This is a genomic window from Streptococcus oralis ATCC 35037 (assembly GCF_900637025.1).
Taxonomy (GTDB): Bacteria; Bacillota; Bacilli; order Lactobacillales; family Streptococcaceae; genus Streptococcus; species Streptococcus oralis.
Genome location: NZ_LR134336.1, coordinates 1 through 19,564, shown reverse-complemented (window position 1 = coordinate 19,564; position 19,564 = coordinate 1). Strand labels below are relative to the sequence as shown.

The 19,564-nt window shown below is 40.0% G+C and carries 13 protein-coding genes, 2 tRNA genes, 2 rRNA genes and 1 pseudogene; all 18 read right to left on the bottom strand.

Going from position 1 to position 19,564, the window contains the following annotated elements:
- Positions 1-76: 76 nt before the first annotated feature.
- Positions 77-2,979, bottom strand: a 23S ribosomal RNA gene (locus EL140_RS00090).
- 122 nt (positions 2,980-3,101) lie between these two features.
- A tRNA-Ala gene (locus EL140_RS00085) sits at positions 3,102-3,174 on the bottom strand.
- Between the two features lie 51 nt (positions 3,175-3,225).
- Positions 3,226-4,774, bottom strand: a 16S ribosomal RNA gene (locus tag EL140_RS00080).
- Together the 16S and 23S rRNA genes with 2 tRNA genes alongside form the textbook arrangement of a ribosomal RNA operon.
- Before the next feature lie 230 nt (positions 4,775-5,004).
- A tRNA-Glu gene (locus EL140_RS00070) sits at positions 5,005-5,076 on the bottom strand.
- A 66-nt stretch (positions 5,077-5,142) separates the two neighbouring features.
- Positions 5,143-5,394: pseudogene (locus tag EL140_RS00065) on the bottom strand (23S rRNA (uracil(1939)-C(5))-methyltransferase RlmD); the annotation flags it as partial.
- Between the two features lie 39 nt (positions 5,395-5,433).
- On the bottom strand, positions 5,434-7,392 hold the full coding sequence (gene ftsH / locus EL140_RS00060) for an ATP-dependent zinc metalloprotease FtsH (RefSeq protein ID WP_000744591.1): 1,959 nt from the start codon (positions 7,390-7,392) through the stop codon (positions 5,434-5,436).
- Between the two features lie 15 nt (positions 7,393-7,407).
- Positions 7,408-7,950 carry a hypoxanthine phosphoribosyltransferase gene (gene hpt / locus EL140_RS00055; protein ID WP_000889410.1) on the bottom strand — a complete coding sequence of 181 codons (543 nt, stop codon included), beginning with the start codon at positions 7,948-7,950 and terminating at the stop codon, positions 7,408-7,410.
- A gap of 4 nt (positions 7,951-7,954) precedes the next feature.
- Positions 7,955-9,232, bottom strand: a complete 1,278-nt coding sequence (gene tilS / locus EL140_RS00050) for a tRNA lysidine(34) synthetase TilS (RefSeq protein WP_001205571.1) — start codon at positions 9,230-9,232, stop codon at positions 7,955-7,957.
- On the bottom strand, positions 9,229-10,497 hold the full coding sequence (locus tag EL140_RS00045; RefSeq protein ID WP_001224808.1) for a serine hydrolase: 1,269 nt from the start codon (positions 10,495-10,497) through the stop codon (positions 9,229-9,231). Before EL140_RS00045 ends, tilS begins: the two co-directional genes overlap by 4 nt.
- A complete protein-coding gene (locus tag EL140_RS09760; protein ID WP_000429344.1) occupies positions 10,490-10,612 on the bottom strand; it encodes an SP_0009 family protein in 123 nt (40 codons plus the stop codon). Before EL140_RS09760 ends, EL140_RS00045 begins: the two co-directional genes overlap by 8 nt.
- 4 nt (positions 10,613-10,616) lie before the next feature.
- Positions 10,617-10,985, bottom strand: coding sequence for a septum formation initiator family protein (locus tag EL140_RS00040; protein ID WP_000041922.1), 369 nt, complete (start codon positions 10,983-10,985; stop codon positions 10,617-10,619).
- Positions 10,978-11,244 carry an RNA-binding S4 domain-containing protein gene (locus tag EL140_RS00035; protein WP_001234983.1) on the bottom strand — a complete coding sequence of 89 codons (267 nt, stop codon included), beginning with the start codon at positions 11,242-11,244 and terminating at the stop codon, positions 10,978-10,980. The genes EL140_RS00040 and EL140_RS00035 overlap by 8 nt, the downstream gene beginning before the upstream one ends.
- Positions 11,245-11,301: 57 nt before the next feature.
- Entirely contained in the window at positions 11,302-14,805 is a 3,504-nt protein-coding gene (mfd, locus tag EL140_RS00030; protein WP_000258062.1) for a transcription-repair coupling factor, read from the bottom strand.
- Entirely contained in the window at positions 14,806-15,375 is a 570-nt protein-coding gene (gene pth, locus EL140_RS00025) for an aminoacyl-tRNA hydrolase (protein WP_000163918.1), read from the bottom strand. It lies immediately after the preceding gene.
- Between the two features lie 73 nt (positions 15,376-15,448).
- Positions 15,449-16,564 carry a redox-regulated ATPase YchF gene (gene ychF / locus EL140_RS00020; protein WP_001218695.1) on the bottom strand — a complete coding sequence of 372 codons (1,116 nt, stop codon included), beginning with the start codon at positions 16,562-16,564 and terminating at the stop codon, positions 15,449-15,451.
- Positions 16,565-16,648: 84 nt separating this feature from the next.
- Positions 16,649-16,843, bottom strand: a complete 195-nt coding sequence (locus tag EL140_RS00015) for a DUF951 domain-containing protein (protein WP_000285184.1) — start codon at positions 16,841-16,843, stop codon at positions 16,649-16,651.
- Between the two features lie 64 nt (positions 16,844-16,907).
- Positions 16,908-18,044, bottom strand: coding sequence for a DNA polymerase III subunit beta (gene dnaN / locus EL140_RS00010; RefSeq protein ID WP_000581146.1), 1,137 nt, complete (start codon positions 18,042-18,044; stop codon positions 16,908-16,910).
- A gap of 158 nt (positions 18,045-18,202) precedes the next feature.
- The gene (gene dnaA, locus EL140_RS00005; RefSeq protein ID WP_000660625.1) at positions 18,203-19,564 is read right to left on the bottom strand and encodes a chromosomal replication initiator protein DnaA; all 1,362 of its coding nucleotides are present in this window, start codon (positions 19,562-19,564) and stop codon (positions 18,203-18,205) included.

The window sequence follows — 19,564 nt, the reverse complement described above, 5'->3', positions numbered from 1 at the left end:
TCTGAGTAATACCTACTCAAAATTGAATATCTATCAAATACCAAGAAAACCGTCCACTTTCATATTCTCAGTTACTTTGGATAAGTCCTCGAGCTATTAGTATTAGTCCGCTACATGTGTCGCCACACTTCCACTTCTAACCTATCTACCTGATCATCTCTCAGGGCTCTTACTGATATAAAATCATGGGAAATCTCATCTTGAGGTGGGTTTCACACTTAGATGCTTTCAGCGTTTATCCCTTCCCTACATAGCTACCCAGCGATGCCTTTGGCAAGACAACTGGTACACCAGCGGTAAGTCCACTCTGGTCCTCTCGTACTAGGAGCAGATCCTCTCAAATTTCCTACGCCCGCGACGGATAGGGACCGAACTGTCTCACGACGTTCTGAACCCAGCTCGCGTGCCGCTTTAATGGGCGAACAGCCCAACCCTTGGGACCGACTACAGCCCCAGGATGCGACGAGCCGACATCGAGGTGCCAAACCTCCCCGTCGATGTGAACTCTTGGGGGAGATAAGCCTGTTATCCCCAGGGTAGCTTTTATCCGTTGAGCGATGGCCCTTCCATACGGAACCACCGGATCACTAAGCCCGACTTTCGTCCCTGCTCGAGTTGTAGCTCTCGCAGTCAAGCTCCCTTATACCTTTACACTCTGCGAATGATTTCCAACCATTCTGAGGGAACCTTTGGGCGCCTCCGTTACCTTTTAGGAGGCGACCGCCCCAGTCAAACTGCCCGTCAGACACTGTCTCCGATAGGGATAACCTATCCGGGTTAGAGTGGCCATAACACAAGGGTAGTATCCCAACAACGTCTCCTTCGAAACTGGCGTCCCGATCTCATAGACTCCTACCTATCCTGTACATGTGGTACAGACACTCAATATCAAACTGCAGTAAAGCTCCATGGGGTCTTTCCGTCCTGTCGCGGGTAACCTGCATCTTCACAGGTACTAAAATTTCACCGAGTCTCTCGTTGAGACAGTGCCCAAATCATTACGCCTTTCGTGCGGGTCGGAACTTACCCGACAAGGAATTTCGCTACCTTAGGACCGTTATAGTTACGGCCGCCGTTTACTGGGGCTTCAATTCATACCTTCGGATTACTCCTAAGCACTCCTCTTAACCTTCCAGCACCGGGCAGGCGTCACCCCCTATACATCATCTTACGATTTAGCAGAGAGCTGTGTTTTTGATAAACAGTTGCTTGGGCCTATTCACTGCGGCTGACATAAAATCAGCACCCCTTCTCCCGAAGTTACGGGGTCATTTTGCCGAGTTCCTTAACGAGAGTTCTCTCGCTCACCTGAGGCTACTCGCCTCGACTACCTGTGTCGGTTTGCGGTACGGGTAGAGTATGTTTAAACGCTAGAAGCTTTTCTTGGCAGTGTGACGTCACTAACTTCGCTACTAAACTTCGCTCCCCATCACAGCTCAATGTTATAGATATAAGCATTTGACTCATATCACACCTCACTGCTTAGACAGACTCTTCCATTCGTCTGCTTTAGTTAGCCTACTGCGTCCCTCCATCACTACATACTCTAGTACAGGAATATCAACCTGTTGTCCATCGGATACACCTTTCGGTCTCTCCTTAGGTCCCGACTAACCCAGGGCGGACGAGCCTTCCCCTGGAAACCTTAGTCTTACGGTGGACAGGATTCTCACCTGTCTTTCGCTACTCATACCGGCATTCTCACTTCTATGCGTTCCAGCACTCCTCACGGTATACCTTCTTCACACATAGAACGCTCTCCTACCATACCTATAAAGGTATCCACAGCTTCGGTAAATTGTTTTAGCCCCGGTACATTTTCGGCGCAGGGTCACTCGACTAGTGAGCTATTACGCACTCTTTGAATGAATAGCTGCTTCTAAGCTAACATCCTAGTTGTCTGTGCAACCCCACATCCTTTTCCACTTAACAATTATTTTGGGACCTTAGCTGGTGGTCTGGGCTGTTTCCCTTTCGACTACGGATCTTAGCACTCGCAGTCTGACTGCCGACCATAATTCATTGGCATTCGGAGTTTATCTGAGATTGGTAATCCGGGATGGACCCCTCACCCAAACAGTGCTCTACCTCCAAGAATCTTGATGTCGACGCTAGCCCTAAAGCTATTTCGGAGAGAACCAGCTATCTCCAAGTTCGTTTGGAATTTCTCCGCTACCCACAAGTCATCCAAGCACTTTTCAACGTGCCCTGGTTCGGTCCTCCAGTGCGTCTTACCGCACCTTCAACCTGCTCATGGGTAGGTCACATGGTTTCGGGTCTACGACATGATACTAATTCGCCCTATTCAGACTCGGTTTCCCTGCGGCTCCGTCTCTTCAACTTAACCTCGCATCATATCGTAACTCGCCGGTTCATTCTACAAAAGGCACGCTCTCACCCATTAACGGGCTCGAACTTGTTGTAGGCACACGGTTTCAGGTTCTATTTCACTCCCCTCCCGGGGTGCTTTTCACCTTTCCCTCACGGTACTGGTTCACTATCGGTCACTAGGGAGTATTTAGGGTTGGGAGATGGTCCTCCCAGATTCCGACGGGATTTCACGTGTCCCGCCGTACTCAGGATACTGCTAGGTACAAAGACTATTTTAAATACGAGGCTATTACTCTCTTTGGCTGATCTTCCCAAATCATTCTTCTATAATCTTTGAGTCCACATTGCAGTCCTACAACCCCGAAGAGTAAACTCTTCGGTTTGCCCTCCTGCCGTTTCGCTCGCCGCTACTAAGGCAATCGCTTTTGCTTTCTCTTCCTGCAGCTACTTAGATGTTTCAGTTCACTGCGTCTTCCTCCTCACATCCTTAACAGATGCGGGTAACAGGTAGTACCTGTTGGGTTCCCCCATTCGGAAATCCCTGGATCATCGCTTACTTACAGCTACCCAAGGCATATCGTCGTTTGTCACGTCCTTCTTCGGCTCCTAGTGCCAAGGCATCCACCGTGCGCCCTTATTAACTTAACCTTATTTTTTGACCTTTCAGTCATAAACTCTTTTAATACTACAGCGTTTCGGTTTATTTTCTTGTTACTATTTGATATAGATATTCAATTTTCAATGTGCATTACTTGGTGATCTCTCACCAATGGAGCCTAGCGGGATCGAACCGCTGACCTCCTGCGTGCAAAGCAGGCGCTCTCCCAGCTGAGCTAAGGCCCCACAAGACCTCTCAAGACTAAACAAGACCAATGTGCAGTTCCTTATCCTTAGAAAGGAGGTGATCCAGCCGCACCTTCCGATACGGCTACCTTGTTACGACTTCACCCCAATCATCTATCCCACCTTAGGCGGCTGGCTCCTAAAAGGTTACCTCACCGACTTCGGGTGTTACAAACTCTCGTGGTGTGACGGGCGGTGTGTACAAGGCCCGGGAACGTATTCACCGCGGCGTGCTGATCCGCGATTACTAGCGATTCCGACTTCATGTAGGCGAGTTGCAGCCTACAATCCGAACTGAGACTGGCTTTAAGAGATTAGCTTGCCGTCACCGGCTTGCGACTCGTTGTACCAGCCATTGTAGCACGTGTGTAGCCCAGGTCATAAGGGGCATGATGATTTGACGTCATCCCCACCTTCCTCCGGTTTATTACCGGCAGTCTCGCTAGAGTGCCCAACTGAATGATGGCAACTAACAATAGGGGTTGCGCTCGTTGCGGGACTTAACCCAACATCTCACGACACGAGCTGACGACAACCATGCACCACCTGTCACCTCTGTCCCGAAGGAAAACTCTATCTCTAGAGCGGTCAGAGGGATGTCAAGACCTGGTAAGGTTCTTCGCGTTGCTTCGAATTAAACCACATGCTCCACCGCTTGTGCGGGCCCCCGTCAATTCCTTTGAGTTTCAACCTTGCGGTCGTACTCCCCAGGCGGAGTGCTTAATGCGTTAGCTGCGGCACTAAACCCCGGAAAGGGTCTAACACCTAGCACTCATCGTTTACGGCGTGGACTACCAGGGTATCTAATCCTGTTTGCTCCCCACGCTTTCGAGCCTCAGCGTCAGTTACAAGCCAGAGAGCCGCTTTCGCCACCGGTGTTCCTCCATATATCTACGCATTTCACCGCTACACATGGAATTCCACTCTCCCCTCTTGCACTCAAGTTAAACAGTTTCCAAAGCGTACTATGGTTAAGCCACAGCCTTTAACTTCAGACTTATCTAACCGCCTGCGCTCGCTTTACGCCCAATAAATCCGGACAACGCTCGGGACCTACGTATTACCGCGGCTGCTGGCACGTAGTTAGCCGTCCCTTTCTGGTAAGATACCGTCACAGTGTGAACTTTCCACTCTCACACTCGTTCTTCTCTTACAACAGAGCTTTACGATCCGAAAACCTTCTTCACTCACGCGGCGTTGCTCGGTCAGACTTCCGTCCATTGCCGAAGATTCCCTACTGCTGCCTCCCGTAGGAGTCTGGGCCGTGTCTCAGTCCCAGTGTGGCCGATCACCCTCTCAGGTCGGCTATGTATCGTTGCCTTGGTGAGCCGTTACCTCACCAACTAGCTAATACAACGCAGGTCCATCTGGTAGTGATGCAATTGCACCTTTTAAGTAAATGTCATGCAACATCTACTCTTATGCGGTATTAGCTATCGTTTCCAATAGTTATCCCCCGCTACCAGGCAGGTTACCTACGCGTTACTCACCCGTTCGCAACTCATCCGCTCGGTGCAAGCACCAAGCTTCAGCGTTCTACTTGCATGTATTAGGCACGCCGCCAGCGTTCGTCCTGAGCCAGGATCAAACTCTCATTAAAAGTTTGAGTTCTCACTCATTTCTGTCACTGACAGATTTATTGTTTTTTCATTGTTCAGTACTATAACTTCAGTTATAGTGCCCTGCACATTGGTTCGTCTTGTTCAGTTTTCAAAGGTCTTTGTCACTCAATCTCTCTCAAGCGACAACTATATTAGTATATCACAGCTACCTGTCTCTGTCAACAGATTTTTTAAACTTTTTTCAAGTTTTTTTAACCGCAATACACCATAGTCCGTACGGGATTCGAACCCGTGTTACCGCCGTGAAAAGGCGGTGTCTTAACCCCTTGACCAACGGACCTGAGTTTTTCAACTCTTTCTATTATACCTACTTTTTTACCTTTGTCAAGGACTTTTTTCAGTGAAGTTAATTTTTTCTTTTCTTCACTAACTTAACCACTGCTTCTGTTCGTGCAGTGTGGGGAAACATATCGACCGACTGGATATACTGGAGATCATAGACTTTTACTAGTTTAACCAAATCTCGTGCCAAGGTCGAAACATTGCAAGAAACATAGACCATTTTATCTGGAACATAGGTCAGGATGGTATCCAACAGCTTATCATCTAAGCCTGTACGAGGAGGGTCAACTATCAAAGCATCCGCTCGGTAGCCATCACATTAGAACATAAAAAGAGAGGTTGAACCTCTCTAAATTTATTTTTCTTCACTCATTTTTGATTTTACTTCATCATAAGATAGTGCATGTGATTCCTCTTCTACGGTCTCAGGCATTTTACCTGTTTCGTAAAGAGATTTAATCTGTGTACTATCTAATGTTTCGTATTTCAACAATGCTTCTGCAATCAACTTATGAGTTTCACGATTTGATTGGATAATTTCAGCAGCTTTGTTTCGTGCTTCATTCAATAATGAACGAACTTCCTCATCAATCTCATAGGCTGTTTGTTCTGAAATTGATTTTTGAGGACTTTGTGCACCAAACATAGCATGATTTCCTTCGTATTGAACTGGGCCAAGTTTTTCACTCATACCATATTCAGTGACCATCGCACGCGCCATCTGTGTAGCTTGTTCAAAGTCATTGGAAGCTCCTGTAGTTTGGACATTAAAAATAATCTCTTCAGCTACACGACCACCCATCAAACCTGCCAATTGCTCTTTCATGTCTTCTTTAGATAGAAGCATTTGATCCTCTTTCGGAAGTGCAATCATGTAACCACCTGCACGTCCACGTGGTACAATGGTAACTTTATGAACAACACGGGCATTTGACAAGACTAAACCAACAATGGTATGTCCAGCCTCATGATAAGCAACCAATTCACGTTCTCTTTGTGATACTGTTTTATCTTTCTTAGATGGTCCAGCAATCACTCTGTCCTCTGCCTCATCAATATCTGAAGCATCAATGATTGATTTGTTGCGACGGGCTGCAACTAGGGCCGCTTCATTTAGAACATTTTCTAAGTCAGCTCCCACAAAACCTGGAGTTTGTTGGGCAACTAGTTTCAAATCAACATCGTCTGCCAAAGGTTTATTTTTAGCGTGAACTTTCAAGATTGCTTCACGACCTTTAACATCAGGGCGACCAACCAAGACTTTTCTATCGAAACGTCCTGGGCGGAGAAGAGCTGGATCTAGAACATCTGAACGGTTCGTCGCAGCGATAACGATGATTCCTTCATTTCCTTCAAAACCATCCATTTCAATCAAGAGTTGGTTCAAGGTTTGTTCACGTTCATCATTTCCTCCACCGAGGCCGACACCACGTTGGCGACCAACAGCATCAATTTCATCGATAAAGATGATAGCTGGTGCTGCTTTTTTGGCATCTTCAAAAAGAGAACGAACACGACTAGCTCCAACTCCGACAAACATTTCTACAAAGTCAGAACCTGAGATACTAAAGAATGGAACACCAGCTTCTCCGGCTACTGCCTTAGCAAGCAAAGTTTTACCTGTTCCCGGAGGTCCCTCCAAAAGAACTCCTGCAGGAATACGTGCACCAAGTTTGGTAAATCGTTTTGGATCTTTTAGGAATTCAACAACTTCTACTAATTCTTGTTTTTCTTCCTCGGCACCAGCAACATCTGAGAATCGTACCTTGATATCTTCTTTATTTGCAGCTTTGGCCTTGCTACGTCCAAAACTCATTGGATTTCGGCCACTATTTCCTCCCATATTTCCCATCATAGAGAATAGGAAGAAGAAAAGAATAGCAAATGGCACAACAGAGACAAGGATATTGATCCACATACCGCTTGAACTCTCATGTTTGACTGTTACTTCTGCCTGATGTTCAGAAGCAAGTTTTTGCAATTCTGAAACTGTTGAATCAGACGGAAGAATAGTACTTGAAAATCTTTCTACTGTTGTAGCTGTAGGAGGAAAAAATTGAATTCCCGTTTCTTCTTTACTAGTCTTAGAATTTTTATAAACACCAGACACTTCAATGACGCTGCCATTTGGCTGATAGGTTAATTCTTTTACATTGTCTGCTGTAATTTCTTTTACCAGTTCTGTATAGTTAATTTTTTCGCTTCGTCCAGCAGTATTTCCAGAGTAAAAATACTGGAATCCTGTCACTAGGAAGAAGATAATTAACAAGTATAGAAATGGATTTCTAACTAAACCATTATTTTGTTTTTTCATTAAAGATAAATCTTTCTAATTTGAATAAACTTCTTCTTTTAATACTCCGACATAAGGAAGGTTACGATAATTTTCTTTATAGTCCAAACCATAACCTACTACAAACTCATTTGGAATAGTAAAGCAAGTGTAATCCGCTTCAATTTCAACAACGCGTCCATCTGGTTTGTCCAACAAAGTCGCGATTTTAACAGAAGCTGCTTCTCTTGCAATAAACATATCTCTCAAACTCTTCAAAGTTTGACCTGTATCAATGATATCCTCTACAAATAAAACATGTCTTCCTTTGATATCTTGAGTCACGTCTTGCTTGATATTGATGACACCACTACTTGCTGTTCCACCATGGTAACTAGATACCATCATGAAATCCATCTCAATATGCGTATCAATATGTTTAACCAATTCAGCCATAAAAGGAATCGATCCTTTCAAAATTCCAATAAGAATTGGATTTTTCCCCTCATAGTCTTTGGTTAATTGTTCACCTAGCTTTTTAGCCGCTTCTGTAATTTCATCATGTGAAACGAGGATTTTTTTAATATCGTGTTCTAACATCTTTTTACCTATCTATTTTTTCTATATAAATTACAGTGTTCATTATATCATTTTTCGTGTTTTTACTCAAATCACTGGTCGCAATTCCTGAAATTGAGACAATTTCTCCAAATTGCTCAATAATAGGGGTTGTTTTTCGTTTTTCAATAGGGATTTTTAAATCTATAAATAAGCGTCTCAGTTTCTTTCGATAACCATTCAGCCTAATAATATCGCCAGGTTTTCGACATCTAATATATACAGATGTTTCCCGTGAAACCGTTACTTTTTGAACAAAATCCCCTTCAATAGGAATGCCAAAGGAAAATAAATAGCCCATATATCGAACTTGATTTTGATAGTGTAACACAAGTTCATCTTCCTTTTCATCGGCCTGTGGACTGATTTTGCAAACTCGAAAATTCTGATACTCTTTTATCAATTCATAGTCATTTTTAAGAGAATGATGATACTGACTTTTAGTTGCTAAAATCTGTCGAACTTCGGCAAACTGAGCCTTTGTCAGATTTAAGTCTGGAAATTGATTAAGATAGTTCTGTAGCAAGATTCCTTGAGTTTGTTGAGAGTATGAAAATAACTCATTCAAATCTTCCACATCAATTTGTTTAGAAAGTTCCGTTATTGTTGCTTGGTAATCTGAAATTTCCCTTCCTAAATCTAAAATGGCGGATTTAAGACGAGGATTTTCTTTTTCAAGTTCTGGTAAATACCTATTCCGAACGCGATTACGAAAATAGGTATTTTCCTGGTTTGTTTGATCTTCGAAATGAAAAATTGGTGAAAAATCCTTTTTATGAAATTGCAACAAGGGACGGATGATTTCAATATCATCAACTACTTGACTTTCTTTTATTCCTGTTAAATGACGTAGCCGACTTCCTCGAATCAAGCGCATCAAAATCGTTTCAACTTGATCATCTGCATGATGGGCAGTAACCAAGGCAGTCGCTCCAACCTCTTTCATGATTTTCCTAAAAAAATCATAACGAAACTCTCGAGCACGCGCTTCTGAAAAGTCTCCTGAAAAGCTTGTGATATAAATAGGAAGTTCAGCTGCATCAGCTAACTTCCTTAGTTCATTTTCCTCCCAGTCAGACTCACTTCTCTGCTTGTGATTGACATGTGCTAAAATCAACTCAATTCCCAACTCATTTTGATAAGTAGACAATAGCTGGAATAAAAACATTGAATCCAGTCCGCCAGACAAAGCTAACACGACTTTCGAATGTTTTTTGAAATACTCTTTTCGGAGAAAATGATTTAAAAAATCCTGGTCCCTCATTTTAGAACCTCATAGACATCCTTAGCTATCTTAGCAATAGTATCATAATCAGAATTTTTGGTAAAAATAGAAAGAACGAAAGGAGAATCCGTATAAACAATGGCAGTGTCATGTTTAAACTCGTCGGCATCTCCGATTTTATGAGCTACCTTAACCGAAACACCTTTTGCGATTCGTTGGTTGTCAAAATCAGTCTTGCTCAAAGACTCTAAGACAAAACCATTCTGATTATAAATAGCTTCCATGACTTTTCCAGCCATTTTTGAAGAAGTCAATTTATCATTCACATCCCAATCCTCACCCATAATTGCGTACATTTTTTCTTTAAAAGCCCCGTCAGATTGATTGGTCACATAATAACCTAAAATATTATGAGCAACATTATCAGACTCTTTTGTTACCTTGGTAATTAACTGTTGAAGACTGTATTCTTTGTTATCTTCTTTTTTAGGTAAGCTACCACTACCTTCTGGTTTATAGGACCCAGGGAAACTATTTACTTCCGGGACATACTTGAAGCTACTGTCTAGCGTATATTCCCCTTGATTTATCTTATCTTGAGCGTAATAAAGGTAGGCTAGTTTCAAGATGCTAGCTGCATAGAGTTTGCTGTCTTCATTCACCCCAGCCTCTTTACCTGTACTCAGTTGTTTAACATAAATAGAATAATTTTCATTCTGATAGTTGTTTGATAAGATTTCTTGAACCTTCTGGATGCGATTGTCTTCTTCTGAGACGAACTCTTTTGATACCCACCCAACTTGATTAATATGAAGAAATTCTTGTCCCTCAGCAAAGAGAGTTCTATCCACCGTTACAAGTTGATAGGGAGAGAGAGATGAAGAAATTTCTTTAGCATCATAGGGGCTGTTATAGATAACAAACCCTGGCTCCAACCATACTTGTCTATTTTGAGTTTGAACTTGACTTTGATCATAGACCAAACGCTTATCTGCAAGAATAAACTGGTGATTATCTAATTTAAAAACAGGAACACCTTGTCTATTCAAACGCCATTCTACGATTTTAAAGGTGGTTCCAGGAGTCAATTTACCAGACTCCTTGACAAGATCCTCATTAGCATAGATAGCTGTTTCTCCATATACCATTGGGGATTCCAGAGTTTCTTTATAGTAGAATCCATAATCAGACTCAGTTAGATAATAAATTTCTTGTGAAGAGTAAGGAAGCTGTTTTTCTGTGCTAACTACTCTTGAGGTTATGATAAAAGCAGGTAGCAATAAAACTACTAAGAACTTACGCATTCTTCTCTTCCCTTTCTTCTTGTAATCGTAATAAATGGTTTTTAGTTGCCAATTCCTCTAATTTTTCATCTGATAAACTTAGAAATTGCTCAACAACTTCCAATAAATTTTCCATGACATTACCTCGGAAGCAAATCAGGAATTGTGTAAATTGCTTCTCGTTTCTTTGAGTAATAGTACTTGGCGCGCGCATATTTTGCTACATAGTCTTCATCTTTCAACTTTGCAGCAAAAGCAGATTCCTTATCCTTTTCGTCACTAAGAGTTTGGTACTGCTCTTTCAACTCTGTCAATTGCTGACGGCGTTGCAGTAACTGATCATAGCTTTGGGCCAAGTTATAAGTTGGTAAAATAAACAACAAGATCATCAAAATAAGGACCCAACCCATAAAACGATTTCGTTTTTGTCTCTCCTTCATCAGGTAACGACGACGTTGATGTTCATTTTGAATAAAAGAATTATTCATCTGTACAATATTTTTAGACATTTTCTTCTACCCGTGTTTCACTGAGAATTTCATACATACCTGCTGCATCTTCTTTTTTTGTACTATCTTTCATATCTAGTACTTTAACAAGCAACAACTTATTTCCAAAGCGAATTTCAACTTGGTCATCAACTTTCAAATCCGTTGAACTTTTGGCCAAGATTCCGTTCACCTTGATTCTACCTTTATCTGCTACTTCTTTTGCGACTGTGCGGCGCTTAACAATTCGTGATACTTTTAAATATTTGTCTAATCTCATTTTTATTACCTCAAATTATTATTGTACCATTTTTATCCTTTTTATAGAAGAAAAATGTTAAATGGGATTTGCTTCCTTTGATTCTTTTATCTCTAATAAACTTTCTCCAAAAATCAGCAAACCTTCTAAAATTTCATAATCCTTCTTGTTTCGGACATCAAATATAACTTCCATTAATCCTTTATTCTCAGCTATGGATGCTTTTAAGTTCGTTGCGGATAAGGCTTTAAAATAATCTTGAGCCAAGAATAGTCGTTGAGTGACTTTTTCAAATTGAACTGTAATCTTATTTTCTTTTCTTTCCACACGTTCTACAAATACCTTGTCAAAATATGACTTGACCAAACCAATCTCTAAAAGATAGGCCACTACGTCTGGGTATTCTCCAAAGCGATCCATCAATTCTTCTTGTAGTTCTTCATAGTTGACACGATTGTCAATTTGACGAATTTTCTTGTAAATTTCAATCTTATGTCGTTGGTCAGAAATATAAGTGTCAGGAAGATAGGCGTCAATTTGTAAAATCAACTCAGCATTTCCTTTGCTTCTTTTATTCCCATTGCCGTTCCGTTTAGCAATAGCTTCCTCTAGTAACTGCGAATACAATTCAAAACCAACAGAATCAATGAAACCAGACTGGGACTTTCCTAGGAGATTTCCTGCTCCCCGAATCGAAAGATCTCGCATCGCAATCTTAAATCCTGAGCCTAATTCTGTAAATCCCTTAATCGCTTCTAATCTCTTCTCAGAGACTTCACTGATTGATTTTTCTGGACGATACATGAGATAGGCATAAGCAATACGATTGCTACGACCGACTCTTCCTCTTAATTGATACAAGGTTGACAAGCCCATGTGGTCTGCATTTTCAATAAATAAGGTATTGGCATTTGGAATATCTACCCCTGTCTCAATAATAGTAGTCGTCACCAAAATATCATACTGACCTTCAATAAAGTCAAGTAGAGTATTTTCTAACTGAATTTCACTCATTTGTCCATGAACATACCCAATCGAAGCCTCTGGAATCAACTCCTGTAATTCTGAAACCTTCTGGTCAATCGTGTCAACTTTATTGTAAAGATAGTAAACTTGACCTCCACGCTCCATTTCACGCAAGACAGCATCACGAATGACACTATCATTCTTCTCTAATACATAGGTTTGAACAGGATAGCGATTGGTTGGAGGAGTTTCAATAACAGACAAATCTCGAATTCCCAGCATAGACATGTGGAGAGTACGAGGGATTGGCGTTGCTGTCAAGGTTAGAACATCTACTTGTTTTTTCAGTTCTTTCAAAGTTTCCTTATGCTTAACACCGAATCGTTGTTCCTCATCAATAATCATCAATCCCAAATCTGAAAACACAACATCTTTTGACAAAACACGATGCGTTCCAATCAAAATATCGACTTGACCATTCTTTAGTTTTTCAAGTGTTTCTGCCTGCTCTTTTTTACTTCTAAAGCGACTCAACACATCAATATTAACAGCAAAATTTTGGAATCGTTCCTTAAAATTCGTATAGTGCTGTTGCGCTAAAACCGTCGTCGGAACTAGAACAACCACCTGTTTGTGATCATTGACAGCCTTAAATGCTGCACGCATTGCAACCTCAGTTTTCCCAAAACCAACATCCCCAACCAGAAGTCGATCCATGGGATGAGAATCCTGCATATCCCTCTTAATTTCCTCAATACTACGAAGTTGATCATCCGTTTCAACATAAGGGAAGGCATCATCAAAAGCATGTTGCTCATCATCATCAGCCGAGAAAGCAAATCCCTTCAACTGACTACGCTCAGAATAAAGCTTAATTAAATCGTCAGCTATATCCTCTACCTGGTTCTTAACTTTTTGCTTGGCCTTTTTGAAATGACCATCATTTAATTTATTAAGTTTTGGAGCTTTTCCATCACTTGAAACATATTTTGACAGTAACTGAATCTGCTCTACTGGGATGGAGATTTGATCCCCATTTTGATATTGAACACTGACATAATCACGGTGAATCCCTTTGATTTCAATTGTTTCAATTCCTAGATATTGACCAATTCCATGGATATGGTGAACAACGTAGTCCCCTTTTTCAAGTTCATTATAATCTTTCAATCGCTCCGCATTTGACACATGTTGTCTTCTAAAACGACGTTTTAATTTCTTTTGAAAAATCTCATGTTCAGTAATCAAGAGAATTTTTTCATCTACAAAGTGAAAACCATGTCTTAGATTACCCTCAATCAAGTTTACAGATTCTTTACAGATACTTGACTTATATCTGGAATCCAATTTGATCTGATATTCCTCTAAAACATCTTCCAACGTCTTACTTCCCATTGAATTGCTAGACTGCAAAATAATAGTGTAGTTCATTTTTTTGTATCGCTCAATTTCTTCTTTTAAAAATGAAAATTGATTGAAAAACTCTTGCATGGGGTATTGATTAAATTGATAAATGTGATCAAACTTAAGATTTCCTAAGCCCTTTTGCAGATTGGAGAAAAAGGTAACTGGACTTTGTTTTTTATAGGTTTGCTCTGTATCTGCAAAATACTGCATCCCAGAAAATGATTTACCATTCTGTAAATCTTCTGTAAAGTATTGTGCTAATTCTCTTTCAAAGGATTCATACTGATTCATCAATTTTTGATAGTCATCAAAGAATACTGGTGTATCTTTTTCAATATAATCAAATACAGTCCATGTTTCATCGTAACATAAGGACAAAAACTTTCGACTATCTGAATGTACTTGTTTTTGATGAAAACTTGACAAAATCTCTTCCAAATATGATTTTAAAATTGGTGATAGAGTCTTTGAAATTTGCTTTTCTAAAGCTGACTGTCCTCGTTGATAATCTTTTTCTCTCAAAAGTATGTCGCTAGCTGGAAAGATAGTGAGGTTTGTCTGATTTTCTTTCGATAATTGTGTTTCGACTTCAAAAGTACGAATACCATCTACTTCATCGCCAAAAAACTCGATTCGGAAAGGTTCTAACTGAGACATCTCAAAAATATCTAAAATATCTCCTCGAATACTAAACTCACCTTGTGTCCGTACTTGAGTAACTTTTCGATAGCCAATTTCCTTTAACTGGTGAAGTAGCTCGTGTTGGTCATATTCTTCGCCAACTGCAATTTTTATAGTACTTTCTTTAAATCTAGTCGGAGAGGGTAAAATTAACCGACTCGCTGCGATATTACAAACTAAAATCCCTTTCTTAGACGGATCACTCAAAAAACGCAAGGCCTCAACCCGCGAAATGATTTTTTCTTGTGAAGACATCAAAAACTCTACCATAGGAGAGTCATCAACCAAAAATGGATAGACAAGTTCCTCTCCTAAGAGAGAAAGAAGATCACTGATAATTCGTTCTGCTTCTCCATAAGTTGAAGTCAGTAACACAATCTTATTTTCTTTTTCTAGACTGCTTGCAATTGCAATAGCCTTGGTAGACGTTGATAAACCAAGTATTAGTTGTCTTTTCTTATCTATCAGATTTTGATGCCATTTTTTTATCTGGTCATTTTCTGAGAATAAATCTAATAAAGTCACCATTTAGCCGTTATACCTCTGCATTGTTTTCTCAAAGTTTTTCTCTTGTAAATAGTAGTTTACAGCATCGTCAACCTTGTCAATGGACTGTAAAATACCCACATAGTCATCCTGATCAAACTTACTTAAAACATGATGAACAACGGACATGCCTTTTTTAGGTCTTCCAATACCTATTTTAACACGGTTAAATATCTGAGTACCTATATGTTGAATAATAGACTTGATACCATTATGACCACCAGCTGACCCCTTTGCTCTTAAACGAATTTTCCCAACTTCCATGTCAAGATCGTCGTAAATAACGAGTAAATCTTCAATATCCAAACCATAGTAAGTCAATAAAGCATGAACCGCTTTTCCACTTTCATTCATAAATGTTGTTGGTTTGACGAGATAAATTTTTTCTCCATTGAAGAAAAAAGAAGCTAGGTCAGCTTGAAATATCTTGTCATGTGTAAAGGTGACATTTTGTTTTTTGGCCAATTGGTCAATCAACATAAATCCAACGTTGTGCTTGGTTTCAAAATATTTATCCCCTGGATTTCCCAATCCTACAAGTAATTTGGTCATTTATTTTTCCTTTCAAAAGCCAAAAGGGTTGGAATTTTTTTCCAACCTAATTGACACTATTTATTAAATATTATTAAACGTTAAAGCGGAATTCCATGATATCGCCATCTTGAACGATATATTCTTTTCCTTCTTCACGCAAGCGCCCAGCTTCTTTTACAGCCTTTTCAGATCCATATTTCACTAGATCCTCATATGACATTGTTACTGCACGAATAAACCCTTTTTCAAAGTCTGAGTGGATAATACCAGCTGCTTGAGGAGCTTTCATCCCTCGCTTAAAGGTCCAAGCACGGACTTCTTTTTCACCAGCTGTGAAGTAAGTTCCAAGCCCAAGCAAGTGATAGGCTGCACGAGTCAACTTGTCAACGCCTGATTCTGTCAAGCCAAGTGCTTCAAGAAACTCTTGCTTATCCTCATCGTCTAACTCAGAAATTTCTTCCTCAGCACGCGCGGAAATAACGACTACTTCAGCATTTTCTGTCGCTGCAAATTCACGAATTTTCTTCACATATTCGATAGAATCTGGGTCTCCAACAACATCCTCATCCACATTAGCAACATAAAGAACTGGTTTAGTGGTCAAAAGGAAGAGACCTTTGACAACCTTTTGTTCTTCATCTGTAAATTCAATAGTACGTGCTGATTTTCCATCTTCAAGGACAGGTTTGATTTTTTGAAGAACGTTGAATTCTGCAACTGATTCTTTATCTTTTTGCGTACGTGCCATCTTTTCTACACGCGCGTAGCGTTTATTAACTGATTCTAAGTCAGCAAGAATCAACTCCAAGTTAATGGTATCAATATCTGCAAGTGGATCCACAAAGGCGTCTTCACGTCCTTGCTCACGCATAACATTTTCATCATCAAATGCACGCACAACATGAACAATCGCATCTACTTCACGGATGTTAGCCAAGAATTTATTTCCTAGCCCTTCTCCTTTTGATGCTCCTTTTACAATCCCTGCAATATCTGTAAATTCAAAGGTTGTTGGGACTGTCTTTTTAGGTGTAATCATTTCCGTTAGTTTTTGTAGGCGTTCATCTGGAACTTCCACCATCCCAACGTTTGGATCAATAGTCGCAAATGGGTAGTTTGCCGCCTCTGCTCCTGCTTTTGTAATTGCATTAAAAAGGGTTGATTTACCAACGTTTGGCAAACCAACGATACCTGCTGTTAAAGCCATAGTTTCTCATTCTCCGTTCTCATTTCAATCCCTAACATTATAACACAAAAAGGGAAAACTTGCTAACCCTCTAACTAAGGGTTCTTAGTCAATAATCTTATTCATTTTTCGTTCAAAATCATAGCGACTCATCATGACAAGGTGGTCACAATTGCTACATTTGATTTTGATATCTGCCCCTACGCGTGTAATTTCCCAACGATTAGCTTTTTTTCCTGTTGATTTAATTGTGCAAGCATGTGGTTTTTTCATCTCAACAAAATTTCCAACTTGATACATACTACTCTCCTTTTCTTTTTTGATTATATCATAAAAGAGGCGAGCCAGGCTCAACCTCTTTAACTTAATTTGTACGAACTGGTGTGATGAGCTGCATGAAGTCTTCGTCAGTATCTGCTGGCACAAGAGTAAATGGACGAACAGCTGAGATAAAGCTAATAGTTACCTTTTCGCTATTTAAAGCCTTGAGAGAATCAATCAAGTAAGTTGGGTTGAAACTAATAGTTAAATCATCACCAGTCACCTGTTCCGTATCGATTTCTTCGTTTACTTTACCAACTTCTGGAGAGTGAACATGGGCGCTAACAACTCCACCTTTAATTTCAAGCTTCACAGTACCATTTTGAGTCGCACTTGATAAGAGACGTGCACGCTCCATAGATTGACGCAAATTAACCACATCAAAAGTAATTGTAGTGTTAAAGTCTGTTGGAATCAAACGATCCGTATCAGGATAGTTCCCTTCTAGGAGACGAGTGTAGAAGCTAATATTTTCGCTTCTAAAGAGGATTTGATTATTTGCAAAGAAAATCTCTACAGTTTCAATATCATCTGTAAATACCGCTGAAAATTCGCGTAGAGAGCGGCTAGGAATCACCACATCGAAATCATCACCATTTTTTTCAAGAGTCAATTTCTTCTGGCTAAGGCGATGAGAGTCTGTCGCAACTGTTTTTAGTTCCTTGTGTTGGCTCAAAACAAAATGGACACCAGTCAAAATTGGACGACTTTCTTGCGTACTTGCAGCAAATGCTGTTTCATTGATAATTTTCTTGAGTAGTTTGGTTTCAAGAACCAAAGGTGTGCTAGCTGAAATTTCTTGGATTCGTGGGTACTGTTCGCTATCTTTTCCTTTTAGAGTAATTTCTGATTTGCCACTTGTTAAGACAATTTGTTTTTGTTCAATCTCTTTAAAATCAAGCGTTACATCTGGAAGACTAGATACAACATTGATAAAGAAAGAAGCTTCTAGAAGAATCGAACCCAGAGAAGTGATCAAGAGACCAGCATCTTCATTCTTTTGAGAAATGAAATTTTCAATAGAAATTTGACCGTTTGAGCCAATTAAAGTAATTCCTTCATTGGTAACGTCAATTTTGATTGTTGATAAAATTGGAATAGCATTTTTAGAACTTATTGCTCGTTTTGTGGTATTTAAGGCTTGTAGAAATAAATTTTTATTAATTGAAAAATGAATCATGGATTCTCCTTTATTTATTTTTAGTATTAGAAAGTTAATAGTAATAATAGAGTGTGTGAATTCTGTGGAAAACTGAGTGCTATTTAGTAAACTTAAGCCTCTAAGCTTGTTTAAAAAATGTGGATAAAAAAGATAAGAAAGGAAAAGTTATCCACAAGCTACTTAATTTTCTTTTTGATTGCTTCTATTTCTAAACGTAAATTATCGTCTTCGTCAATCAAGGATTTGATTTTAGCATGGGCATGAATAACGGTGGTGTGATCTTTTCCTCCGAATTCTTTTCCGATTTTTGGAAGACTGTTATCTGTCAGTTCTCTAGCTAGGTACATGGCAACTTGACGCGCTAAAACGATGTTTTGAACTCGTCTCGTTCCCTTCATTTCTTTGACACTCACTCCATAAAAATTACCAACTTCAGTTTGGATTTTCTCAATTGGAATAACAAGTATCTGGCGGGCGTCTTGCTTACGTGCTCTAATAGCTTCCGCAGCAATATCAATAGTAATATCCTTAATCTTCTTCACTCTGGCAATTAAAGTGATATCGTTGATTGCTCCTTCCAATTCTCGAACATTTGAATCAAATTGACCAGCCAAATATTCCAGAGTATCACTTTGGAAATGGTAATCCAAATGCTCTGTTTTACTTTGAAGAATGGCGATACGTGTCTCAAAGTCAGGAGGAGTGATATTTTGCGTCAATCCCCAGCTAAAGCGCGTGACAAGTCTTTCCTCAAGACCTTCTAGGTGTTTAGGACTTCGATCACTGGTTAGGACAATCTGTTTCTGCTTATCATGAAGAGCATTGAAGGTATTGAAAAATTCTTCCTGGGTCGCGACTTTTTTGCCACTGAGAGATTGGATATCATCGATCAACAAGAGGTCAAGACTACGGTAAGTCTTTTTGAACTTTTCCATTTCTCCAAGTCGCAAGTGTTCAAGAAAGTCATTGATAAAGCTTTCGGCAGGAATGTACTTGACACGCGCATCAGGAATATTTTTCAAAATCTCATTTCCAATCGCATTGAGTAAGTGAGTCTTTCCAAGACCAGGTCCTCCATAGATGAAAAGAGGATTATAGGTCAGAGCTAAATCTTCAGATACCGCTAGTGCAGCAGACACCGCCCAAACATTTCCATCACCTTGAATAAAGTTATCAAAGGTATATTTTTCTTTTAACCCTGTTTCGGAATAGGGAATCGTTGGTAGTGCAGGTGTGTAATCGTAAGTAGAGACACTATTCGTATCATTTACCTGAGGAGATTCTGTGCTCTGAGGTTTAGTGAAAATATAGTGAGGTTTGATTTCAGAATCATAAATTTCAAAACCAGCAGCAATGATAATATCTTTTAATTGCTTTTCCCACACCATTTCCATCTCTGATCTCGGTAGAAATATAGTAGCTGTATTTTCTTCTACTTTGATGAGTTCAGCAGGTGTAGCATAGAAATCATACATAGATCGTGTCAATCTTTCTTGAGCAAATTCTAAAATACGATTCCAAAATTGCTTTTCTTTCAA

Coding starts and splice junctions, on each gene's coding strand:
- ftsH (WP_000744591.1), bottom strand. CDS start 7,392: ATGAAAAAACAAAATAATGGTTTAGTTAGAAATCCATTTCTATACTTG.
- hpt (WP_000889410.1), bottom strand. CDS start 7,950: ATGTTAGAACACGATATTAAAAAAATCCTCGTTTCACATGATGAAATT.
- tilS (WP_001205571.1), bottom strand. CDS start 9,232: ATGAGGGACCAGGATTTTTTAAATCATTTTCTCCGAAAAGAGTATTTC.
- EL140_RS00045 (WP_001224808.1), bottom strand. CDS start 10,497: ATGCGTAAGTTCTTAGTAGTTTTATTGCTACCTGCTTTTATCATAACC.
- EL140_RS09760 (WP_000429344.1), bottom strand. CDS start 10,612: ATGGAAAATTTATTGGAAGTTGTTGAGCAATTTCTAAGTTTATCAGAT.
- EL140_RS00040 (WP_000041922.1), bottom strand. CDS start 10,985: ATGTCTAAAAATATTGTACAGATGAATAATTCTTTTATTCAAAATGAA.
- EL140_RS00035 (WP_001234983.1), bottom strand. CDS start 11,244: ATGAGATTAGACAAATATTTAAAAGTATCACGAATTGTTAAGCGCCGC.
- mfd (WP_000258062.1), bottom strand. CDS start 14,805: ATGGTGACTTTATTAGATTTATTCTCAGAAAATGACCAGATAAAAAAA.
- pth (WP_000163918.1), bottom strand. CDS start 15,375: ATGACCAAATTACTTGTAGGATTGGGAAATCCAGGGGATAAATATTTT.
- ychF (WP_001218695.1), bottom strand. CDS start 16,564: ATGGCTTTAACAGCAGGTATCGTTGGTTTGCCAAACGTTGGTAAATCA.
- EL140_RS00015 (WP_000285184.1), bottom strand. CDS start 16,843: ATGTATCAAGTTGGAAATTTTGTTGAGATGAAAAAACCACATGCTTGC.
- dnaN (WP_000581146.1), bottom strand. CDS start 18,044: ATGATTCATTTTTCAATTAATAAAAATTTATTTCTACAAGCCTTAAAT.